Origin of the sequence: Paenibacillus hubeiensis (assembly GCF_032334105.1) — a bacterium.
Taxonomy (GTDB): Bacteria; Bacillota; Bacilli; order Paenibacillales; family Paenibacillaceae; genus Paenibacillus; species Paenibacillus hubeiensis.
Genome location: NZ_JAVYAE020000001.1, coordinates 1,190,051 through 1,211,251, shown reverse-complemented (window position 1 = coordinate 1,211,251; position 21,201 = coordinate 1,190,051). Strand labels below are relative to the sequence as shown.

General features: G+C 47.0%; 14 protein-coding genes and 4 pseudogenes. 16 read left to right on the top strand and 2 right to left on the bottom strand.

Translation table 11 applies throughout. The annotated features are described in order from the left end of the window. Positions 1–31 precede the first annotated feature (31 nt). Complete coding sequence (locus tag RSX24_RS05840) at positions 32–1,135, top strand: glycosyltransferase family 2 protein (protein ID WP_343259949.1); 1,104 nt, start codon at positions 32–34, stop codon at positions 1,133–1,135. A 154-nt stretch (positions 1,136–1,289) separates the two neighbouring features. Here RSX24_RS05840 and RSX24_RS05835 read toward each other — a convergent pair whose 3' ends face one another. After that, positions 1,290–1,805 (bottom strand): DUF5412 family protein, encoded by a 516-nt coding sequence (locus tag RSX24_RS05835; RefSeq protein WP_343259948.1) that lies wholly within the window; start codon positions 1,803–1,805, stop codon positions 1,290–1,292. Positions 1,806–2,156: 351 nt separating this feature from the next. Between RSX24_RS05835 and recQ the strand changes: the two genes are divergently transcribed. From recQ to RSX24_RS05765, 15 genes and pseudogenes are all read left to right on the top strand, one after another. Next, positions 2,157–4,037 (top strand): DNA helicase RecQ, encoded by a 1,881-nt coding sequence (recQ, locus tag RSX24_RS05830; RefSeq protein ID WP_236414965.1) that lies wholly within the window; start codon positions 2,157–2,159, stop codon positions 4,035–4,037. An 890-nt stretch (positions 4,038–4,927) separates the two neighbouring features. Continuing rightward, positions 4,928–6,934: a B12-binding domain-containing radical SAM protein gene (locus RSX24_RS05825; RefSeq protein ID WP_236414964.1), complete on the top strand. Its 2,007-nt coding sequence runs from the start codon at positions 4,928–4,930 to the stop codon at positions 6,932–6,934. Between the two features lie 719 nt (positions 6,935–7,653). Further along, positions 7,654–8,199, top strand: coding sequence for a GrpB family protein (locus tag RSX24_RS05820; protein WP_343259947.1), 546 nt, complete (start codon positions 7,654–7,656; stop codon positions 8,197–8,199). Between the two features lie 301 nt (positions 8,200–8,500). Further along, positions 8,501–9,011: pseudogene (locus RSX24_RS05815) on the top strand (GNAT family N-acetyltransferase); the annotation flags it as partial. Positions 9,012–9,218: 207 nt separating this feature from the next. After that, positions 9,219–9,704, top strand: a complete 486-nt coding sequence (locus RSX24_RS05810) for a GNAT family N-acetyltransferase (RefSeq protein ID WP_343259946.1) — start codon at positions 9,219–9,221, stop codon at positions 9,702–9,704. A gap of 273 nt (positions 9,705–9,977) precedes the next feature. Continuing rightward, on the top strand, positions 9,978–10,451 hold the full coding sequence (locus RSX24_RS05805; RefSeq protein ID WP_236414961.1) for a hypothetical protein: 474 nt from the start codon (positions 9,978–9,980) through the stop codon (positions 10,449–10,451). A 653-nt stretch (positions 10,452–11,104) separates the two neighbouring features. After that, a pseudogene (locus tag RSX24_RS05800) lies at positions 11,105–11,401 on the top strand (serine/threonine protein kinase); the annotation flags it as partial. Positions 11,402–11,641: 240 nt separating this feature from the next. Then, positions 11,642–11,989: pseudogene (locus RSX24_RS05795) on the top strand (NUDIX hydrolase); the annotation flags it as partial. A gap of 223 nt (positions 11,990–12,212) precedes the next feature. Beyond that, a complete protein-coding gene (locus RSX24_RS05790) occupies positions 12,213–12,767 on the top strand; it encodes a YfiT family bacillithiol transferase (protein WP_343259945.1) in 555 nt (184 codons plus the stop codon). A gap of 26 nt (positions 12,768–12,793) precedes the next feature. After that, a complete protein-coding gene (gene yqeK / locus RSX24_RS05785) occupies positions 12,794–13,405 on the top strand; it encodes a bis(5'-nucleosyl)-tetraphosphatase (symmetrical) YqeK (RefSeq protein WP_236414956.1) in 612 nt (203 codons plus the stop codon). Between the two features lie 71 nt (positions 13,406–13,476). Beyond that, positions 13,477–13,863: pseudogene (locus RSX24_RS32295) on the top strand (nucleotidyltransferase family protein); the annotation flags it as partial. Between the two features lie 68 nt (positions 13,864–13,931). Next, on the top strand, positions 13,932–14,441 hold the full coding sequence (locus RSX24_RS05780; protein ID WP_339276771.1) for a DUF6933 domain-containing protein: 510 nt from the start codon (positions 13,932–13,934) through the stop codon (positions 14,439–14,441). Positions 14,442–14,575: 134 nt separating this feature from the next. Beyond that, positions 14,576–15,616, top strand: coding sequence for an ABC transporter substrate-binding protein (locus RSX24_RS05775; RefSeq protein WP_343259944.1), 1,041 nt, complete (start codon positions 14,576–14,578; stop codon positions 15,614–15,616). 1 nt (position 15,617) lies between these two features. Continuing rightward, positions 15,618–16,394 (top strand): (2Fe-2S)-binding protein, encoded by a 777-nt coding sequence (locus RSX24_RS05770; RefSeq protein ID WP_343259943.1) that lies wholly within the window; start codon positions 15,618–15,620, stop codon positions 16,392–16,394. A 114-nt stretch (positions 16,395–16,508) separates the two neighbouring features. Continuing rightward, on the top strand, positions 16,509–18,230 hold the full coding sequence (locus RSX24_RS05765) for a helix-turn-helix domain-containing protein (protein WP_343259942.1): 1,722 nt from the start codon (positions 16,509–16,511) through the stop codon (positions 18,228–18,230). A gap of 300 nt (positions 18,231–18,530) precedes the next feature. Here the strand turns inward: RSX24_RS05765 and RSX24_RS05760 are convergent, their stop codons facing one another. Beyond that, complete coding sequence (locus tag RSX24_RS05760; RefSeq protein ID WP_343259941.1) at positions 18,531–20,846, bottom strand: helix-turn-helix domain-containing protein; 2,316 nt, start codon at positions 20,844–20,846, stop codon at positions 18,531–18,533. Positions 20,847–21,201 lie beyond the last annotated feature (355 nt).

The window sequence follows — 21,201 nt, the reverse complement described above, 5'->3', positions numbered from 1 at the left end:
TACGCGTAAGGATAAGGAAGGAGCTAGAAACGTGATCACCATCAGCCTGTGCATGATTGTGAAGAACGAGGAACGAACGCTGGCGCGTTGTCTCGATTCGGTGAATGGCATCGCCGACGAGATCGTCATCGTGGATACCGGATCATCCGATCGCACGACGGAAGTGGCCGCGCGGTATACCGACCGGATCTATGCGTTTGCCTGGGAGGACGATTTTGCCGCGGCACGCAATGCTTCGTTCGCCCGAGCCACGCAGGAGTATATCCTGTGGCTGGATGCGGACGATGTGCTGCTGCCCGCGGAACGGGCAAAGCTGCTCGCTTTGAAGGAACGCCTGCCGTCAGGGGGGGAGACGGCAGGCGTGATCTTGAACTACACGCTGGCCGAGGGCCCGGATGGCGGTCCGCTCGTATCGGACCGCCGCCTGCGCCTGGTCAGGCGCGACGCAGGCTGCCGCTGGCATGGGCGGCTGCACGAGCAGTTGACTTTCCCGCCGCGTGGCACGGTGACGGCAGACATTGCCGTCACGCATCGCCGCGAAGCGGACCATCATTCGGCGCGAAACGTGCGCATTCTGCGCAAATGGGTCGCCGAAAAAGGGATAGGGCATGGACGCCTGCTGTATTATTATGCAGGCGAATGTTATGACCGCCAGCGTTACGCGGCTGCGGCGCGGGCGTACGCCGAGCTGCTAAGGCGGCCGGAAGGGCATGCCGAAGACCGGCTCATCGCCTGCGCCCGGCTGGCGGATTGCTACGGGCGGCTGGGCGATCCCGGCATGAAGCTGGGCAGTCTGCTGCAGTCGTTTCAGTACGACCTGCCGCATCCCGATTTCTGCTGCGCCATCGCCGCTTGTTTCCAAGACAGGCAGGAGTGGATAGCCGCCATCTATTGGTATATGCAGGCGCTGGACGTCGGCAGTCGCGATCCGGGGCTGCGCCCGGTGCCCGTTGCTTGCCGGACCTGGCTGCCTCATGCGGGCTTATCGTTTTGTTACGCCCATACGGGACACATCGGGCAGGCTTTGCTGCATAACGGCAAGGCGTTGGAGTATGTACCCGATGACCCCGGTTTGCTGAGCAACAGAGCCAAACTGGAAGCCATACTGAGCCAAAGCCAGAACGGAAAGCCTTGATATTACGGCGGCTGGAGCAGTGCCCTAGTGTGATTGACTAGTGTGGTTTATACAGTACAACCAAGTGTCGGATCAACCTGTATCATCTCCTAAAAAATGGATCAAGAATGGAAAAGGGACGGCAAGCATGTGCGCCGTCCCTTTGGTTTATGGTTTATTCGTCCGGTCCGTAGCAGCGGACGTATTCATCCTTCATGCCCAGGCTTTTGCAGGCAAAGCCCCAGCCGTCGTAAATGTCTTCCTCGATGTTCAGCGTCACGCTGTCATCGCGGAACTCGCTCCAATTTTCGATCCGGAGCGTATGCTCGTTTTCCCATTGCAAATGGTTATTTCCTTGATATTCCGCACGGTAGATCGTCTTGGTGGTCCAAAGGTCATCAGAGCCCCGCCTTTTTACATCGACCCACTGGGTTACGCCGCCCGGGGCGCCGCCGTATGGCACGCCGTACATTTCGGCGACAAGTTCACCGCTTGGCGAAGGCATGGAGTAGACGAGGTCTCCCTGGCGGGAGCGGTCAAAGGTGGAAAAGTAGGGACGCAGGTTAATGTACAGCATCGTTGCGACAACGAGTCCGATCAACAAAAAAGTGAACGCGGAAAAAAGCGGATTACGGTGGATCCAGGGCTGACGCGAAGTTTTGCCGGTCTGGTCGTTAACGTTATGATCCATGCAGCAGAGGCCTCCGTAAAAAGAAATATATTACATATAATACCATATTTGGCGAAGGGGGCCATAGGTACTTGCTTCGACTTTGTGACAGAACGAAGAGGATAGAATAGAGTGAATGGTAATCTGGCGGATGTCCTGCGCCGGATTTGTCTCACTTGCCCGGAACTGCAAAACACGGTTGCTCATTCGGGCGTGGAACGTTAAACTAGAAGAAGCGGCGTTTGCTTGACGGACAAGTCATGAGAACGCCATTTTGTTGTCAAGGATACGGCATTTATGCCGTGATCGGATGTCAGAATCGGATGAACGAAGCCGGCAATGAACGCCGGTGACACAGTTAGGAGTCTTTAGATGAGCGTGCACATGGCGACCTTGGAAGAAGCGCAGGGTCTTCTGCAAAAATATTATGGATACCCCGATTTCCGCGAGGGTCAAAAAAAGATTGTGGCGAGCCTGCTTGAACAGGCGGACACGCTGGGCATCATGCCGACCGGGGGCGGAAAGTCGATCTGTTATCAGATCCCTGCCCTCTTGTACCCGGGACTGACCCTGGTGGTCTCCCCGCTGATCTCGTTGATGAAGGACCAGGTCGATGCGCTGACGACGGCGGGCATTGCCGCGGCATACATCAACAGCACGCTGAGCGGTCGCGAGGTGAACGACCGTATCCGCGCGGCGCAGCGCGGGGAGCTTAAGCTGCTCTACGTCGCGCCGGAGCGGCTGGAGCTGGATTGGTTCCGCGACGAGATGGCGCAGCTGCCCATCTCCTGCGTGGCCGTGGATGAGGCGCACTGCGTATCGCAGTGGGGCCATGATTTCCGGACGAGCTACCTGGCGGTAGCGCCGTTCGTGGATAGTTTGCCGGAGCGGCCGGTGGTGGCCGCGTTTACCGCAACGGCGACGCCCGAGGTCATGCAGGACATTCTGCGGCTGCTGCAATTGCATGAGCCGCAGACGTTCGTGACCGGACTCGGGCGCGACAATCTGGCGTTCAGCGTGCTGCGTGGCGAGAACAAAAAGGACTTCGTCCTGAACTATGCCCGCGAGCATGCGAACGAGCCGGGCATCGTGTATGCCGCGACCCGCAAGGACGTCGACGATCTGCATCAACGCCTGCTGCATGCGGGACTTGCTGCAGGGCGTTACCATGCAGGCATGACGGACGAGGAACGGGCCGAGAGTCAGGAGCAGTTTTTGTACGACGACATCCGGGTGATGGTCGCGACAAATGCCTTCGGCATGGGGATCGACAAGTCCAACGTGCGTTACGTGCTGCATTACAATATGCCGAAAAACATGGAAGCATACGTGCAGGAAGCGGGACGCGCAGGCCGGGACGGCGAGCCGAGCCAGTGCATTTTGCTGTTCGGGGCGCAGGACATCATTACGCAGAAATTCCTGATCGAGCAGAACCCGATGGAGGGCGACCGCAAGGCGAACGATTACCGCAAGCTGCAGCAGATGGTCGATTATTGTTATACGACGCGATGCCTGCGCAGCGCGCAGCTCGATTATTTCGGCGAAGTGCATGAGGACAAGCCGTGCGGCATGTGCAGCTCCTGCACGGATGACCGCGAACTGGTGGACATGACGATCGACGCGCAAAAAATCTTCAGCTGCATTCACCGCATGCGCGAGCGGTACGGTGTATCGCTGGTGGCGTCCGTGCTTAAGGGATCACGAGCGAAAAAAGTGCTGGATTACGGCTTCGACTCCCTCCCGACCTACGGCGTGATGGGCAACCGTACGGAACGGGAGATTGCCGAGATCATCAACGTTATGGTATCGGAAGGTTATCTGATGCTGTCCGAGGGACAGTATCCGGTCGTGCGGCTGCAGCCCTTGGCGGTAGAGGTGCTGAAAGGCCAGCGCGAAGTGATGCAGCGGGTCGTGCGCAAAACGGCGGCCACCGCCTCGGGCACGAACTACGGCGGCCGTCGCGGCCGCGATGCGATGCCTTCGGCGGTCAACGAAACGATCTTTGAGCAGCTGCGCCTGATCCGGCGCGATCTGGCGGCGAAGGAGCATGTACCTTCGTACATTATTTTCAACGATGCCACGCTGCGCGAGATGAGCGTGGTCTGCCCTGCGACGGAACGCGACATGCTGACCGTCAAAGGGGTCGGCGAGGTGAAGTACCGCAAGTACGGACAGCCGTTTCTTGAATTTTTCCAAAAGCAGAAGGGCGAAGATGCGGGATTGGATGACGATCTCTTTTACGAATATGAATGAGAGGTCGGATCGACGGATGAACTAGGGGAAATCAGTTGGGACATTTGGATATAAATGAGGGTACGGTCGAACATGACGATTTGGTTTATCGGTTGCTGTGGTTAGAGCTGCAACGGATAAGATTACCTGTATATAAACCGCAAAAAACATACACACGTTAACGGAGAGGCAGAATCAATCTGGAGAAGCGAAGCGTTCGCTTAAAAGCTTTCTGAAAGAAAGCTGCATCGGAAGCATAGGCTTATCACCGGATTGTCCCCTTAGAAAGGGGGAAACAAAAAATCTGGGATAACAGCGATCGGAAGATGGTACTGCACTCGCAGTGACCTTGTGTGATTGATTAATGCGGTTTCTATAGTTATAAGTTTAGATCGGATCGGATGAGTTCGGGTGTTTTCGGATTAGGTTTGATTAGCTCGAATTAGTTCGGAGTTGGATCAGTATGATTTCGATGGGAAAAGGACGTCGGAACGTGGAGCAAACTGAGTATGGGGTGACCTAGCCGCCGGGTGCACGGAATGTCTTTTGGGAGTGGACAAACTGAGTTGGATTGTCTTTTCAGAAGGTGGACATTCGGGAGTGGAGCGAGCTGTTTCCAAGGAGCACAACATGTAGATGGGTAAAGTGGTTGTTTGCCCAGATATAGCGGTTTGAAGGGCCGGGCGAGTGGATGTCTTTTTGAAAATAGTGTCCACTGTTTGGTGGACGAAATGGCGAAATGTCCGTGATATGTGGAATGAATGATGATTGATGAATGATTTGAAAAATGATGATTGAAGAATGGTAAAGCAAGGCTTGGAAATGAGCGAATCTGAGGCAAGATGGCGGATAATCTTTTCCTTTTGGCAATGAAAAATAGGGTCTGGTGATCCAGGCAAAGGTTGTGAAGCATGAAGGTTATTCTTTCGACGTTAAATGCAAAGTATATCCATACCTCGCTGGCGATTCGCTGTCTGAAGGCGTATAGCGAGAAGGATTTTGATATCGAACTGGCCGAGTATACGATCAAGGACCCGGTTATGAACATCGTGTCCGATCTGTACCAGCGCGGTGCGGATGTGATCGGGTTTTCGTGTTACATCTGGAATATCGAGGAGACGATCAAGGTTATCGATATTTTGAAAAAGGTTATGCCTGAAGTGAAAATCGTGCTCGGCGGTCCTGAGGTATCGTATGACACGGAATATTGGATGAACCGCATCCAGAACGTCGATTTCATCGTCATGGGCGAAGGCGAAGAGACGTTCCATCAGCTGCTGACCGAAATTTCGACGACGCAGAAGTATCATTTCGTTTATGGCGTGGCGTATCGCAAAGGGGAAGAAGTCATCGTGATGCCAGGTCGCCCGAAAGCAGACCTGAACGATCTGCCGTCGCCGCACCGGTTTGACGAGGATATTCCGCATTTGGGGAAACGGGTGGTTTATTTTGAGACGAGCCGGGGCTGTCCGTTCAGCTGCCAGTTCTGTTTGTCGAGCATCGAGGTCGGCGTGCGGTATTACGATATCGAGCGGACGAAGGCGGATATTCTGTATTTGATCGAAAAGGGCGCGAAGCTGATCAAGTTCGTGGACCGCACGTTCAACATCAAGCGCGATTATGCGATGGAGATGTTCAAATTCCTGATCGAGAACCATCAGGGCACGGTGTTCCAGTTCGAAATCACGGCGGACATTATGCGTCCCGAGGTGCTGGATTATTTGGCAGAGCATGCGCCGCCGGGCATTTTCCGGTTCGAAATCGGCGTACAGTCGACGAATGACCCGACGAACGAACTGGTGAAACGCCGCCAGAACTTTGCGAAGCTGAGCCGCACGGTCAACAAGGTCAAAGCCAGCGGCAAGATCGACCAGCATTTGGATCTCATCGCAGGACTGCCGGAAGAGGATTACAATACGTTCCGCAAAACGTTTAACGACGTGTTTGCGCTGGGACCGGAGGAGCTTCAGCTCGGCTTTCTGAAAATGCTGCGCGGTACCGGACTGCGTCTCGATGCGGAAAAGTACAACTACACGTATATGGATCACGCGCCGTACGAAATTCTGGGCAGCCATGTGCTGCCGTTCAGCGACATCGTACGTTTGAAGCGTCTGGAGGACGTGCTGGAGAAATACTGGAACGCACACCGGATGGACCATACGTTGAAGTATTTGATGGAGCAGGAATTCGATTCGCCGTTTGATTTCTTCCAGGCGTTCGGGGACTACTGGGAAGGTCAGGGCTGGCAGAAGATCGGGCATCAGTTGGAGGATTTGTTCACCCGATTGTACAGCTTCCTGGAGTCGCGGAACACGCCCCATATGGATGTCGTGCTTGGCCTGATGAAGCTGGACTATTTCCTTGGCCACAAATACAAACCGCGCAAAATCTGGTGGGACGATGCGCTGGAGAAGGATCAGTGGGCGGGTTATATGAAAATGCTGGCTGAACGTCCGGAAGACGTTCGTTTGCCGCGCATTGCCGGCGCCGCAGGCACGGCATGGCTTGAAAGCAGCGGCACGAGTGCGCCTGCCGCTGCGGCCAGTCCGGCTGCTGCCGGGGAAGACACTGCCGCGGATGCGGCGGGTGTGAACGGCAGCGAGCTTGTGTCCGCCGGGGATGGAGCGGCGGACGGAGGGGACGGCAGCGCTTCGCGTGCGCTGCCGATGACCTCGGCCATGACCGCACAGACGGTCATGGGCGCACGCTCTTTCGCCGATCTGGGACTCGGCGAAAAAGAGCTGCAGAAGCACGCCGTACTGGACGTGCTTCCGTTCCGGCTTGAGCGGGTGCTTGCTGGCGCCAGCCCGCTTGCCGCGAAAGGCCGGACGCTGCTGGTCGTGGTGTACCAGCAGCATGAAGGGCAGCAGGCGCAGTATTACATGCTGCCGCTGGGAGAAGAAGCCGCTGCCATGTAGGGCGCAGCGGCCTGAGGAAAGCACCGCGAGATCATTGACGCGGTGCATCCCTCGTGAGGTGCTGCCCGAATCGGGCGCAGCACCTCACCCCGACGCGGCTAGCATTGCACAAGCCGCGTTCCGTGCTGTCTTTTACAACATCAAAAATGTTTCATTCAACATCGGAAGGTCATTGGATTCCCTATTGGGGATGAAGAAGGGCCTTCCTTTTTTTGTTTTTCAGAATGGTGGAGATATCGCTAAATATAGACCATATCGTTGGCTGTTTCCGGTGCAATCTTCTGATCGATCTTACCGAGTTGACCATGCAGAAGGTTTTTGCAAAGGCAGACAACGCGCTGGAATTGTGAAAAAGGTTAGCGTTCATGCGCCTAAGGGCATCCCTTTACCACTGATTTGCTGGTAAACGGGACAGACCTGTGCTACATTCAGGAGCTGCTTGGTCATACGAGTCGAGCGAACAATCCAGCGATATACATATGTTTAGTACGAAAAATATTCAGGTATTCAGAGTCTGGAAGATTGTATGGACAGGGGGAATTGATTGCTGAACTAAATTTCCTTTTTTCACCAAATTATTTTTCGCAAATGTCACAACATGAGTTATCATATACGTAATTCAGATCATAGATGGAATGAGTGGTAGTGACGAAGTGCGTCAATCAGATGTTATCGGAAATATTCGTAAATATAAATCAAATAAACTCAAGGGGAATTCGATGAAGAATCAAAAACCAGTAATTATAGAAGAATATAATGAAGAATGGCCAAAAGCATTCAATATAATAGAATCAATTTTATCCAATAAACTTAGTGGTCTAGCATTACGAATTGAGCATGTTGGAAGTACAGCGGTACCGCATCTTGCAGCCAAGCCAATCATTGATATTGATGTAGTAATTGAATCTATGGAGTACCTACCAGGGGTAATCAAGAGGTTAGACGAACTGGGATATGTACACGAAGGTGATTTAGGAATTAAGAACAGAGAGGCATTTGCAAGAAAGGACGTTTATGTACCTTACAGTAGTGAAGGCTATGTGAAGCACGAACATCATCTATACGTATGCAATAGAGAAAGTAATGAACTAAAAAGACATATCATGTTTCGAGACATATTAAGAAAGTATCCCTTATTGGTATCTGAGTACACAAATTTGAAGATCCAACTGTCAAGTAAATTCAGAAACAATCGCAAAGCCTATACTGAAGGAAAGACAGAATTTGTTACGAGGATAATGAATGAGTACAAAGATGTTTTGTAGAGTATTTCAGGAAGACGAAGACATCCGATAACAAAGTGTTCCAACTTCTCGACTGTCGTCGCCCGGTCTGCCTGAGGAATTTTTCATTGAAGCAGATTCAGACAGACACATCGATTTCCTTAAGATAAGAGCTATCTAAGGGGAAACGACGTCAAGAACACAAAAACGTTATAGTGAAATCAGCGCAAGATGGATAAAATCATATACAAATCATTATCTCTCGGTATAGCATATACCTCTTTATTGATTTAACAGACTATTAAAGCAAAACAACCAATCACTTAAATTGGAGATGAGTGATATGATCTATTTTGAAACGCTGAGGTTACGTTTTCGTGATTGGAGAGAAACCGACTAGATCCATTTAGTCTTCTTAATGCAGATAAAGAAGTAATGAAGTATTTTCCTAAGACCTTATCAACTGAAGAAACAAAAGACTTTTATAAATTAATTGAATCGGAATTTAAGGAAACTGGCTTTGGATTGTATGCTGTCGAAGTAAAGGGAAATGATGACTTCATTGGGTTTATTGGATTTCACAGAGCAACATTTGAAGCCAGTTTTACTCCATGTATCGAAATTGGTTAGAGACTCAAAAAAGATGCGTGGGGTTACGGATATGCAACTGAAGGTGCTACAGCATGTTTGCAATATGGCTTTAACAACTTGGGGTTTGAGGAAGTATATTGTTTTACAGCTGATATTAATGAACCCTCAAAAAGAGTAATGATCAAGTTTGCATGAGTTATATTAATACATTCCATCATCCAAAAGTTGAAAAGAATAATCCTTTAGAAAAACATGTTCTTTATCATGTGAGAAAAAAATGTAAATTGATTTCCGGGAGTTTCGAAAAAGGGTCTATACATCATATAACAATGTGTTCACGTATCGACAGTCAAGCCATCTCGATTCCCGGAAGATAAAGTCAAGGAAGTTGTTGCCGGGACACATCCGCACCGCGGCCGGATCCTACGGGTCCTTAAGGTGGTGGGACGTCGTGAACACGGAAACGTTAGGTGAAACTGCCTAAAACCAAATTTGAAAGCAGGTGCATTGCAGTGACTGAAGTTAGATTAATCCATGTTGATGAATTAGAAAATCTTTTATTACTTTATAAGTTCCTGCAACCAGATGATCCAGAACTGATTAGAGGTCAAGAATTGTATAATTACTGGAATGAAATTTTAGATGATAAGAACATGAACATAATAGTTGTCGAACATGATGGTATAATTGTTGCATCTTGTGTACTTGTAATCATTAAAAATCTTACAAGGAATGCAAGACCGTACGGATTAATCGAGAATGTAATAACACATAAGGATTTTAGGAGACAAGGTTTTGGTCAGATGGCTATAGAAAAGGCCAAAAAAATTGGCCAAGAAATGAATTGTTATAAACTGATGCTAATGACGGGATCTCAGAGAGATGAAGTACATAATTTTTATGAAAGAACAGGATTTGTTAAAGGAAAGAAAACAGGATTTATTATAAACATGTGAAGGGCAATTTGGAAGTAATCTCGAAAAAGAGGAATCATTATCTAACAACATGTTCACGCATCGTCGCATTCGCTCCTCGGTCCGGCAGAAGTTGGGAAGCCAAGAAGTAGATTCAGCCGGACAGCCCTGCAAGGCTAAGTGGTGGAGCCGCCCGGCAAGAATCAATCGCTGTGCTTGATTGATGGGCAGCTTAAGCCTTTCGGGCTCGTGAACAAACAACGTTATAGGAAATGTCCGAAAAATCATTTTGAATAAATCGAAGAGGAGTAAGCTATGAAGGAATATATTGAATATTCTTTTTATTTATCATTTTTTGATTTGATAGATGATGTAGATGAAGCATCCAGTCTAGAAGAATTGATGAAAACGTTTAATATAAATTATGATTTAGCGGAATTATATAACCAATATTTATCTTATGGCAAAGGAACATGTAGGGCTGGAAAAGGAGATGTCTTTGTATTTTTAAATAAAAATGATGGGGAAAGTTTTATATTAATAGATTTGTTTCAAGACTTTACCGATCAGTATAATATGGTGAAATTAGGAGTTCGTTGTGAAGTTAATTTTGGAAGGCAGATAAGAGATAAAATCTGGAGTATTCACTCAAGGGCGGAAATCAAAAGCAAAATAAAAGAGAGTAATGATGATTTACTGAAATTGGACATATGCAGCGTAGACTATCCAAAAGAGATTCGTTATGGAAATCAAAAATATTTAAAAAACATTTATTATAAGACATTTTGATAGATGTTCAAGAAGTCGGGTACATCCTATAACATAGTATTCACGGTTCGAGGCTACCGCCCCTTGGTTGCCAGATGTATAATCATGGAAGAGACTCAGACAACAAACGCCCCAGCTTAAGATAAGAGCTATCTAAAGCTGGGGCGTTTCGTAAATAAAAGAACATTATGAGAAAGGACAGTAATGAAATCTGAAATTTAGTATTAACAGGCTCTCAAAGTATATATTATGACGAATTGATAGTTTGTTTTAAAGGAGTTTCATATATAAATTGTAGTAGATTTATTCCTACAGAATTTATAAGAATGCCGACAAAAGAAGAATATCTAAGTTGTCTGAATGAAGAGATTATTGAATCGGAGGAGAACTGCATAGTCTTTGATGTGAAACAATTAAATAAACAGTACCGAAATAATTACATTATAATATTTGATGATTTTAATTTTGAAATTAAAAAAAAGTTGGTACTTGAGCTACGACAAGTTAATAGAAAGATGGCAAGAAAGTATCAAAAATAGAAATAGGGATAGTAAGTAGTTCAGGAGGCCTGTCCAATCATATAACAATGCATCTACGCTGCGAGGCATACGGCCCTTGATTGTCGGAAGTTAGACGTAGAAGTTTATTCAGACAATACACGCCCCGGCTTAAGTTATCAAAGGAAACCATTTTACAATATTATGGGGAGGCTTTGGGGATATCATCACGATTCATGTCTGCTGAGGAGTTTCAAGTAGGAGCAGAAATTGATAGTCGAACTAATGTTTATAATATGGGAGCCATTGCATTTGGGCTATTGGGTGGAGAACTTGATCGATCCTAAGAGAAATGGGAAGCCAACCAAAAACTTTATTATGTGGTTTGCAATGCAATTAATGATGACAAGCAAAAAAAGGTATCAGTCTGTTAGAGAATTTTCTAATGCTTGGAATAAGAATAAGGAATTTTGAAATGTTTCGAAGAGGGCAGAGGCATCGCATAACATAATATTCATAACAGCGCATTAGCCCTTGGTCCTGCAGGGGCCAAACACCTTAGCATTCGCTGAGATCGTAAATACAGGAACGGTATATGTAAGATATGCAGTGTAGAAGGGATATGATCTCAATGAAACGAGTCGATGTAGTGTACTCACTAATAACAGACCAGTCCAAACTAAAGTTCTAGCAGTTAAGAATTCTGGTCGATCAAGTTGGTCTCTTCCTGGGGGAGCTGTTGAATTAAATGAAACATTAGATCAAGCTGCTATTCGCGAGGTAAAAGAAGAAACGGGACTTGAAGTTAAAGTCTATGGAATTGTGGCAATCAACGAGTGCAAATTTGAAAACATAAATGAACATGCCATTTTTATTACTTTTAGGGCAGAAATAATAGGCGGTAAAGAACAAATAATTAGACCAGATGAAATCTCAGAAATAGCTTGGTTGGACATAGAACAGGCAGATGAATTGATACCTTATTATAAAGGCGGATTTAAAAACTTAATTCATGGAAATGAAAGTACGTATTTTAATGAAGGTAAAAAGGGATTACTTTGAATGTGGCTCAAGGGAGGTATTGTAATATCATATCCACGCTTCGGAGCATGGGGAGCTCCTCGGTCGCCCGAACGGGAATAGCAGGGAGAGGAAACAGGAGGACACACCTGCACGGACTAACCGCATCGCAGCCGGCTGCTGCGCAACCTTAAGTCAGTGAGGCGTAGTGAATACAAAAACGTTATGCGTAATTACTGCAAATTAAGAGGAAGGGAGAAACTCAATGGATCCAATTAGATATCCCATTGGACATTTTCAGCCCCAAAAGAATCTATCAGGTGAACAATTATGTAATCTCATTCATCAAATTCCAGAACTAATAATAAAACTAAAAGCATTGCTAAATGGACGTAAAGATTACACACTAAATACTCCATATCGAATGAATGGCTGGACCATAAAACAAATCGTTCATCATATAGCTGATAATGATATGAACGCATATCTACGATTCAAAAGAGGACTAACGGAAGAAAACCCATTAGCAACTACCTATCGAGAAGATCTATGGGCAGAATTAAATGACTATAAGGGATTACCAATAGAAAATTCACTAGCACTTATTGAATTACTACACCATCGATTTTTCTATCTACTAATTGGATTAGATCAAAACGATTTTAAACGAACGATACAAACCGAAGTATTAGGGACAATTACATTAGGGATTGTAGTTCAAAGATTTATATGGCACAACAAACGCCGGAACAGCCGGACATACCCGACTCCGTCGGACGTCGTAGATACGGGAATGTTATCGGAAATTCATACGGTATGATCAATGCATCTTTTAGGGGGGACTCCATGAAGTCAGTATATAATAATCTTGTTATAAATACCTTGTCGGGAAATCTCAAGGATGATATATATAACTTTTTAGTGGATAATGGCTGCCCCAAAACTGCGGAACATTGTGTCAGGGTAGGCAAAGAAGCGAGAAAGATAGCTGATCGATATCATGCTGATAAGGATTCAGCCGAAATCGCTGGATATTTACATGATATAAGTGCGGTATATTCTAATGATGTAAGGATTCAAGTTTCTTATGATCTGGGTATTGAGGTGCTGCCTGAAGAAGAGACTTTTCCAATGATCATCCATCAGAAGATATCGAAAGAAATGGCTAGAGATATTTTTAACATTAAGGATCAGGAAGTTCTTGATGCAGTTGGATGTCACACGACACTCAAGAAAAATTCAACTATTTTAGACAAGGTTTTGTTTGTTGCAGATAAGATAGAGTGGGATCAAGCTGGTGAACCTCCATATTTACATCAGATTACGCAGAAGCTAGATGATTCGTTGAACCATGCAGCATTCGAATATATTCATTTTTTATGGAAACAGCGAGAAAACCTAAGAGTTATTCATCCGTGGCTTAGAGACGCTTATAATGAATTGAAGGACTTGGTTTAGTCGTTCGAAGAAGGCAAGAACATCCGATAACATAGAATCTACGTTGTGTACCTTAAACTCGAAAAACGGAGTTAACAGAATATTATATTGGTGCTGGCTGTATTGCACAGACCGTTTGGAACTACTCGTTAGGGAATCCTTTAGGATACGGCATTGATGACATTGATATTATTTATTTTGATACTGACCTTTCCTATGAAAAAGAAGATCGAATAATAAATAAATGTAAAGAGGTATATTGTAAGCTGCCCATTAAAGCTGATGTAAAAAATCAAGCAAGGGTTCATTTATGGTACAAAGATAAATTCGGAATTGATCTTAAGCCATATTTATCATTAGAGGAAGCAATTGACTCGTGGCCTACAACAGCCACTTTATATAACAAAACACAAGAAGTGGAAAAGAATATGGCCGGAATTGAATGCTATACCGTGGTAGGCGCAGCGGCCTTAGTTTAGCTGCATGGAACAGTCATAGGAGTAGGGTACAATGAATACTGCAGAGGGCACAAAGGGGGGATTAGTGCATGATTATATTCAAAGCAACCCAATTAACATTAAAAGATCTAAATGTCAAACCAGAAACCATCGAAGATACGGATTCTTTCTTTAGTTGGCATGTGAACTTTTTTACGTTATATGGCAGAAAACATTATGTGTTTATGAATGATTGTTCCAGATTAAGCTTAACGGTTACTGGGATTAGAACGAATCAGGCCAGTAAACTGGCAGGAGTCTTTAAAGAGAATTTGGAGGCTTATTTGGCTGTTGAGGAAGTTCCTGATCACCTCGCGAAATATTATTTAGAACAATGTAACGAGAAGACGATAACCAAAACGGATAGCCGAAGTGTTATAAGTACGATGAATGAAATTATGCTTGTGATGAAGTCGGTTGAAACTGAAGATAATGATTATAGAGATCAAGACATACGGCACAAGTGGAATAATAGAATAATTTACAAACCCATCGACTATAACAGACCCATCGAAGTATTTGTTAAAGAGCTTCAAACCAGGTTTGAAATGGAGAATTAGAGAAGTGGGAGTACCATGTCGCATTAGTCCGGCTGAAATGTCGCAAAAGTACATGGCAACGCGATGTGGAGATCGTTTATACTCGCCTTATATTCGATAATGAAAATCATTATCATATATAAGGGGGAGTCATCATGAATAAAGGGACAAAGGGGCGAGCAACCGGAAGCAAGGTATTTGCCGCCCAAAAATCACGATTATTAATGGGCTTGCTGCTGGCACTTGTACTTGTGCTGACGGCTTGTGGTGCCGAAGCAGGTACGAATGGGGGCAATGAGTCTGCTGCAACGCCAACGGAGACACCTTCGAACTCAGGTTCTCAGACGAATGCAGCCTACCCGGTTACGATCTCGCACATGAAAGGTGAATATACGCTAACCGAGAAGCCGAAGACCATTGCTGTGCTTGACGTGAAATTCGTAGATCAATTGCTGGCCGTTGGCGAGCAGCCCGCAGGTAGCGTTATCGCTGGAGGGAATACTACATTTCCGGAATATTTGAGTGATCAGCTAGGGAATATAGAGGTTCTGGGTACACGGGACGAGCCCAACCTGGAGGCAATTGTAGCATTGAATCCGGATCTTATTTTAATGACCGACTTTCAAGAGAAAGAGTATGAGAATGTCAGCAAAATTGCGCCGACGATCGTACTCGACTTCTACGAGGATTGGCGGGATACGTTAGCCACGATCGGTACGATCACAGGCAAGAAGGCAGAGGCTGAGGCTGTGCGTCAGGCTTATGAGGACAAAATCGTCGGCCTGCGGGCGAAGCTGTCGGAGAAGCTGGGAGATGAAACGGTAGCGCTGATTCGCCCGAGAAAGGAAGGAATTCGTGTACATGGTCTTGAGCATCGGACAGGCGGCATTCTGTATGAGGACTTGGGCTTAAAGGCCCCTGCGCTCGTCCAGGAGATCAAAGACGACACCTCTGTTGAAATTTCGATGGAGAAGGTCCCTGATATTGGGGCAGATCATTATTTCCTGCTATCCGATGAGTTGTTTGCTGCAGAGGTTGAGGTTTTGGAGAACAGTTCGGTATGGAAATCTCTGGATGCCGTCAAAAATAACCGCGCATATAACGTGAATGCAACGCTCTGGATCGCTTACTATGGTCCAATTGCCATTAATATTATTGCAGATCAGGCATCGGAAGCGCTGTTGGGATCGAATTAAAATGGACCATTATCTGTCGACGGACGTATGGCAGCAAACGGTGAAAGACTACTCACTCAGGATTGGCGATCCACCTGAAGATAGTCTCCGTACCATTGCTCTAAGCCAGTTGCATGAAGAAGCTGCATGCCGCGAGTATATAAGCTGGCTTACGGAGTATATCGGTGCACCTGACATGAGGGTTGCCGCTTCTATGCTGGCTAAACGAATCGGCTATCTGTGGATTGCCCCGTTGCTGACCGCGATGACCTTTCATCATCAGAAAATGTCCTTCTCGCTGGACAACAGCTACCTCTACCATTCGACTCTTACCGCTACTGAAGGCGGAACACGTTTTCCTTTTCTCGCCGTGAACGGGCTTCGGGCAGAAACGCTAACGGAAGACAGGGAAGTTTGGCGGAAAGAGATGATCGAGGAGTTGTTTGCGGTACGGCTTTCGCCGCTGTTACAGACGCTTGCTACCGTTGGCCCTCTTTCGATGAGTGTCCTCTGGGAAAATATGATGGTGCGTATTGCTCCGCTGTATATTCCTGATGTAGACGATGTTGGGCCAGGAAGCCAGCATATTCAAGCCGATTTTTCATATCTGACTCAAATAGCGTCTGGACAAACCTTTGGCCTAAGAAAGAATCCGTTTACTCGATTCACCGAAAAGAAGGACAACGTTCCGGTTGCGAAGAACAAGCGCCTCACCTGTTGTTTTTACTACCAGATGTCCGGGGAATATTGCAGAAAATGTCCGAAAATTGACAATGAGAATGAATCTCAATTAAAATGACAGCAGCAACAACTTTACCTTTGCTAACGGGCTCGCTTGTATTTTAATAGTCGTAAGTCTAGTCAGGTGGGATTAAGTTAGCCAAGGATGCTATTGTCAGGAGATGAGAGAAGTATGCCGCTGCAAGAACAGACAAGTCTATGGAGTGATACGACGATCAAGGTGCTTGACGTGTATAGCGGTATTTTACAGACAGGCAGTGTGCTTAGCGAAACCGAATTGACATCGAATCTGTTGCTGCTGGCAGGAGGCGGAGAAGGGGAGCTCTCAATGAATGGTGAAGTTTGCCGCATTGGGGCTTCTTTTGCTGCTCATGTGGTTAAAGGATCATCCTTTACGCTGACTGCCAGCTCAGACAACATGGATTATATCGTGATCATGTACAAGGCATCCTCCATGGAGGGAGCCTCCCTTGTTTTGCCCTCGCATCGCAAACACCCGCTGCGCAATTCGTTTGTTCAGCACCCTGGAACCCAGGCGGAATGGGTTCAGATGGCGGAGAAAATCGCGGCCAAATGGAGTCGGGGCGAAGGGCTGGAACGTTTTCACGCCAATGCGCTGATGCAGGGGATGCTCTACGAACTCATTATGGAGTATGAACGTGGTCAGGGCGGAGCGGAATCAGACATGGTGGATGTTGTCGCTGCGTATATAGCAGGGCATTATCGTCAGAATCTGGAGCTTAAAGAGCTGGCGGCACTTGCCGGATGCAGCGTAAGACAGCTGCAGCGACGGTTCAAACAAGAGAAGCAGCTCGGACCGATGGAATACGTCATCCAGCTGCGGATGGAGAGCGCGTCGCGAATGCTGCGTCATACGGATGCTCCCATCGGCGAAATCGCTGAGAGAATGGGGTATCGCGACACGTATTATTTCAGTAGGGCGTTTAAGAAATATTATGGTGTCCCTCCGCAGCTCTATCGGCGTAATGCCTCTTCCAGAACAGGTGCGCTCTCTGCGTATTCCTTGCTGCAAACCCGCATGGCTTCTTGGTATGAGTCGTCCCAAGGCCCGGTGATTTGCCATATGCGAGGTGAATATGAGGTTACCGCATCTCCACGGCGTATCGCCGTGCTCGATGTTCAATATGCGGATCATTTGCTTGCGCTTGGGTTGTCCCCGGCAGGGAGCGTAGGATCGGGGAGTGCGGCGTTTAATTTTCCTCAATATATTCGGGCGAAACTCCAGGGAACCGAATTGCTCGGAACCTATGAGTACCCCGATCTGGCCGCAGTGGAACGATTGGCTCCGGATCTCATTATTTGTACCGAGGTGCATGATCCGCATTATGAACGGTTAAGCCGAATCGCTCCAGTCCTCATGTTTAAGCGCAATGAGAGCTGGCAGACCATTCTGAGCTTGTTCGGTGAATTGACAGGCAAGCGAGCAGAGGCACAGCAAATACTTGCGGACTATCATCGACGAACCGCATTGCTGTCAGAAGAACTTGCCCCAGTGCTGGCAGGCAAGAGCGTGGCACTGATTCGTCCGTTTGAGTCTATGGTTCGCGTACATACAGCCTCACATCGTACAGGCGCTGTGCTCTATCGAGACCTAGGTCTGCCTGCCCCGTTATTTGTAGCCGATCCCTCCGACACGGCTTATCATATTTCAGTCGACAGACTGCCGGCTGTACATGCCAGCCACTACTTTTTGCTGAGCAATGAAATCATGCAGGAGGGAATGTCAGCGACAGAGCAAAGTGTCTGGGGGATGTTGGATACGGATGACCGACAGCGAATATACTCGGTAGATGCCGCGACATGGATCGGCTGTTATGGACCAACGGGCATCAATGGTATTATCGATCAGATTGCTCAGGCACTGTTGGCTTGAAAGCCATTCTGAACATTATAAAACGAAAAGAAACCGTTCCTTGGAAAATGGAAGTGGGCGCAACCATATATCTAAGGGGCGGTTTCTATCTATATCACCTTACAAGGTGAATCGTCCCAGTGATATATCGCTGAGCATGGAATGCCACGAACACCGGAATATGGAGGTTGGGTCAACCTTTTTTCGAATCGAATCATCAGACCCTAGGAATTAAATTTCATGAGATCACAGAATATGTTGAAATTAGGGAAAGTATCTACGCGGCAGGCTGTTCGGTTCTTGGTTCGCGAATGGACCGAATTAGGAGGTTTTGGGACCCTTTCCCTGCGTTAATCGTTGATCTGCCGCTTGTTGGTGCCGAAATTGACCCGGGGTAAGTCCTGTTCTGGCTTTGAAGATTTTATTGAAATAGCTGACGTTCGCGTATCCAATCTCCCGGCAGACCTCCTCAACGGAGGCATCTGTCTGCTTCAACAGCTCCATGGCGCGCTTGATGCGCAGCTGGATGAGATAGTCATTAACCGTCATGCCCGTTGACTCCTTGAAGATGCGACCCAAGTAGGACGAGCTGCGTTTTACATGTTCTGCCACGTTATCCACAGATATATTCTTATTATAATGGTTGTCCATGAATTCCGTTGCCAGCTGAAGGGTCACATCCGTCATTTTGGAGCGCTTCTCCCGGTGGTAGTCGATAATCTTGCTGCATATCGTTAAGACACATTCTTCCATATCCTGAACGGTTTCGGCCCGCGCCAGTGCATCGGTATAAGACGATCCTTCACCGATAACAGCGGTCACCTCGCCGCCAGTCTGAACGAGTGTTTTGACCAACTCCCCGCTCAATTGGACATACAGCTGATGAATATTGGCTTTACCCAGCCTTTGCTTCAGCACCTCCCGGGTGATGGCCCGGATCACGGCAGTACATTCCTCTTTATCCGTCTTCAGCAGGGATTGCTGCAGCTTCGTTTCGAGTTCGTACGGATAATAGTAGGTACCTTCTTCCGATTTCCACTCATCAAGGATCGAATAGGGCAGAATTTCGCCCTTCCCAATATAGATTTTCATATTTAGTGCCTCCTGTGTCTCGTTGTAAGCTGTACGCACGGCTTGTTCTCCGGAGTGAATACGGCTGACAGCGATGGTCACAGAGATCCCATAACGACTGAGAAAATATGATTTGAGGCTTCTGGCTTGTTCCACAGGAAAGGTATCATCGGCATCCGAATGTAAGGAGAGAAGGATGACCGTGTGCCTGCTGTCTTTGACAAAAATTTCTCCGTCGATATCTTTTCCCAGTTCTTCCATCAAACCGTACTGGAGCAGATGGGAATGGAATATATCCTCCGATCCCCTCATTGGCTGATGCTCCTCGAGTTCAAGGGTCAGGACGGCAAAACGATTGAAATCAAGCTGCAATCCAAGCAGTTCTGCCGCATGGTCCGGTCTGTTTGGTGCTTCTTCTGGAACGTTGCCCTGGATTAAATCGTTCAAATACTTTTCCTTAATGGCCGTGCGATTTCCGGTGAGGAGTTCATCTACTTTTCGCTTTTCTTTGATTAAAATATCGCGGTTACGTGTCATCTGCTCAAATGAATGACGGATAAAGCCGGCTTCATCCGTGCTGCTTGGGCCGCCCGATTTGTCGCGTCGTTCGGACTCTTCAGAGCTCACAATATAGGAAATCACACTTTGCAGCGGGCGATATAATCTTCTCGATAAAACATAGGAAATAGCAACAGCAGCCGTTATATATAGCATGGCGACTGTCCAAATGAGGACTTTAATTCGGTTCATGCCTTGCAGAAGGACAGATCGTTCGGTGATATCGACGAATCGCCAGCCTGTCATATTTGATGCAGTGTAGGATACGATCTGATCAGAATCGCCAATATAATAGCCGCTGTCCGATGTTACCTGTTCGGCATCCCATTGCTGAAGGAGCGCTTCTCTGTCGTGAGCATCGGAGTAGAGGAGTTCACCTTGTGGACCAATGACCATGATGGTGCCTTTCTTGCTATTGTAATGACTTAAGTAGTCGGCGAAGAGTCGATCCAGATTCAGATTAATGATGATGGCGCCCTCCACTTGGCCAATCAGCGGCATCTTCTGAATCAGGGAGGTCGCAGGATGATCCGGAGAAAATCCATTCGATCTTCCTGTTAACCAGACGGTACGAGATGCTGAGTCTTGATTTAAGGTATCCAGCCAGGATTGGTCAGCAAAGTCGGATATAGGAGATGTCTTTACCTCCGGACGTGATGTCAGGACAAGTTCGAGCGGGGCATAGTACAGATAAATGGAATCGATGTAGGGACTGAGCTTTTTTTGCTCTTCTACGAGAGTGGACAGATCAATTAATGAACTTACAGAGAGCTTGCCTCCGATGGTATGGTACACATAGGATTGAGCCATCAGCAGACTATTGGCCGCATTTCCGATGGTGGTCAGCTCCTTATGAATCAGCTCCTTCTGCTGAGTCAAGACAGATTCATTATAACTGATGGCATTACGGACACTGTTATCAGCCGAAATCATGTAAGTGACCGAAGAAATGAGAACAACAGTGATCAAAGCTATGGCAGTCATCGATAGGAGCAGTTTCACGAACATGGAGTTATTTTTTATGTCTAAAAGTCCCCTCATGGCAATCCCCTCCTTACCTCAGATGTGGTAGCGCTTACAATAAAATTCGATGATCTCAACAGTTGTGTGCAGTCCATTATATATCACACCAACGGAATTAGAACAGATCGAAATTGAAAAACATACAAAAAACGGAATAACGTCAGTGGCTCTACGCGGCTTCTGAAGCCAAAAACATAAAAAAAATGGAATGAGAGGATTGTGCGCCGGAAGGGTTAAAGCTTAAATTTTAAGTATGTAAAAACCGTTTCCAATACCCGGCCGGGTCGTTATGCAGGATGCGGGATTCTCGAATCCAAAACCAATCCAACAACAGGGGGTA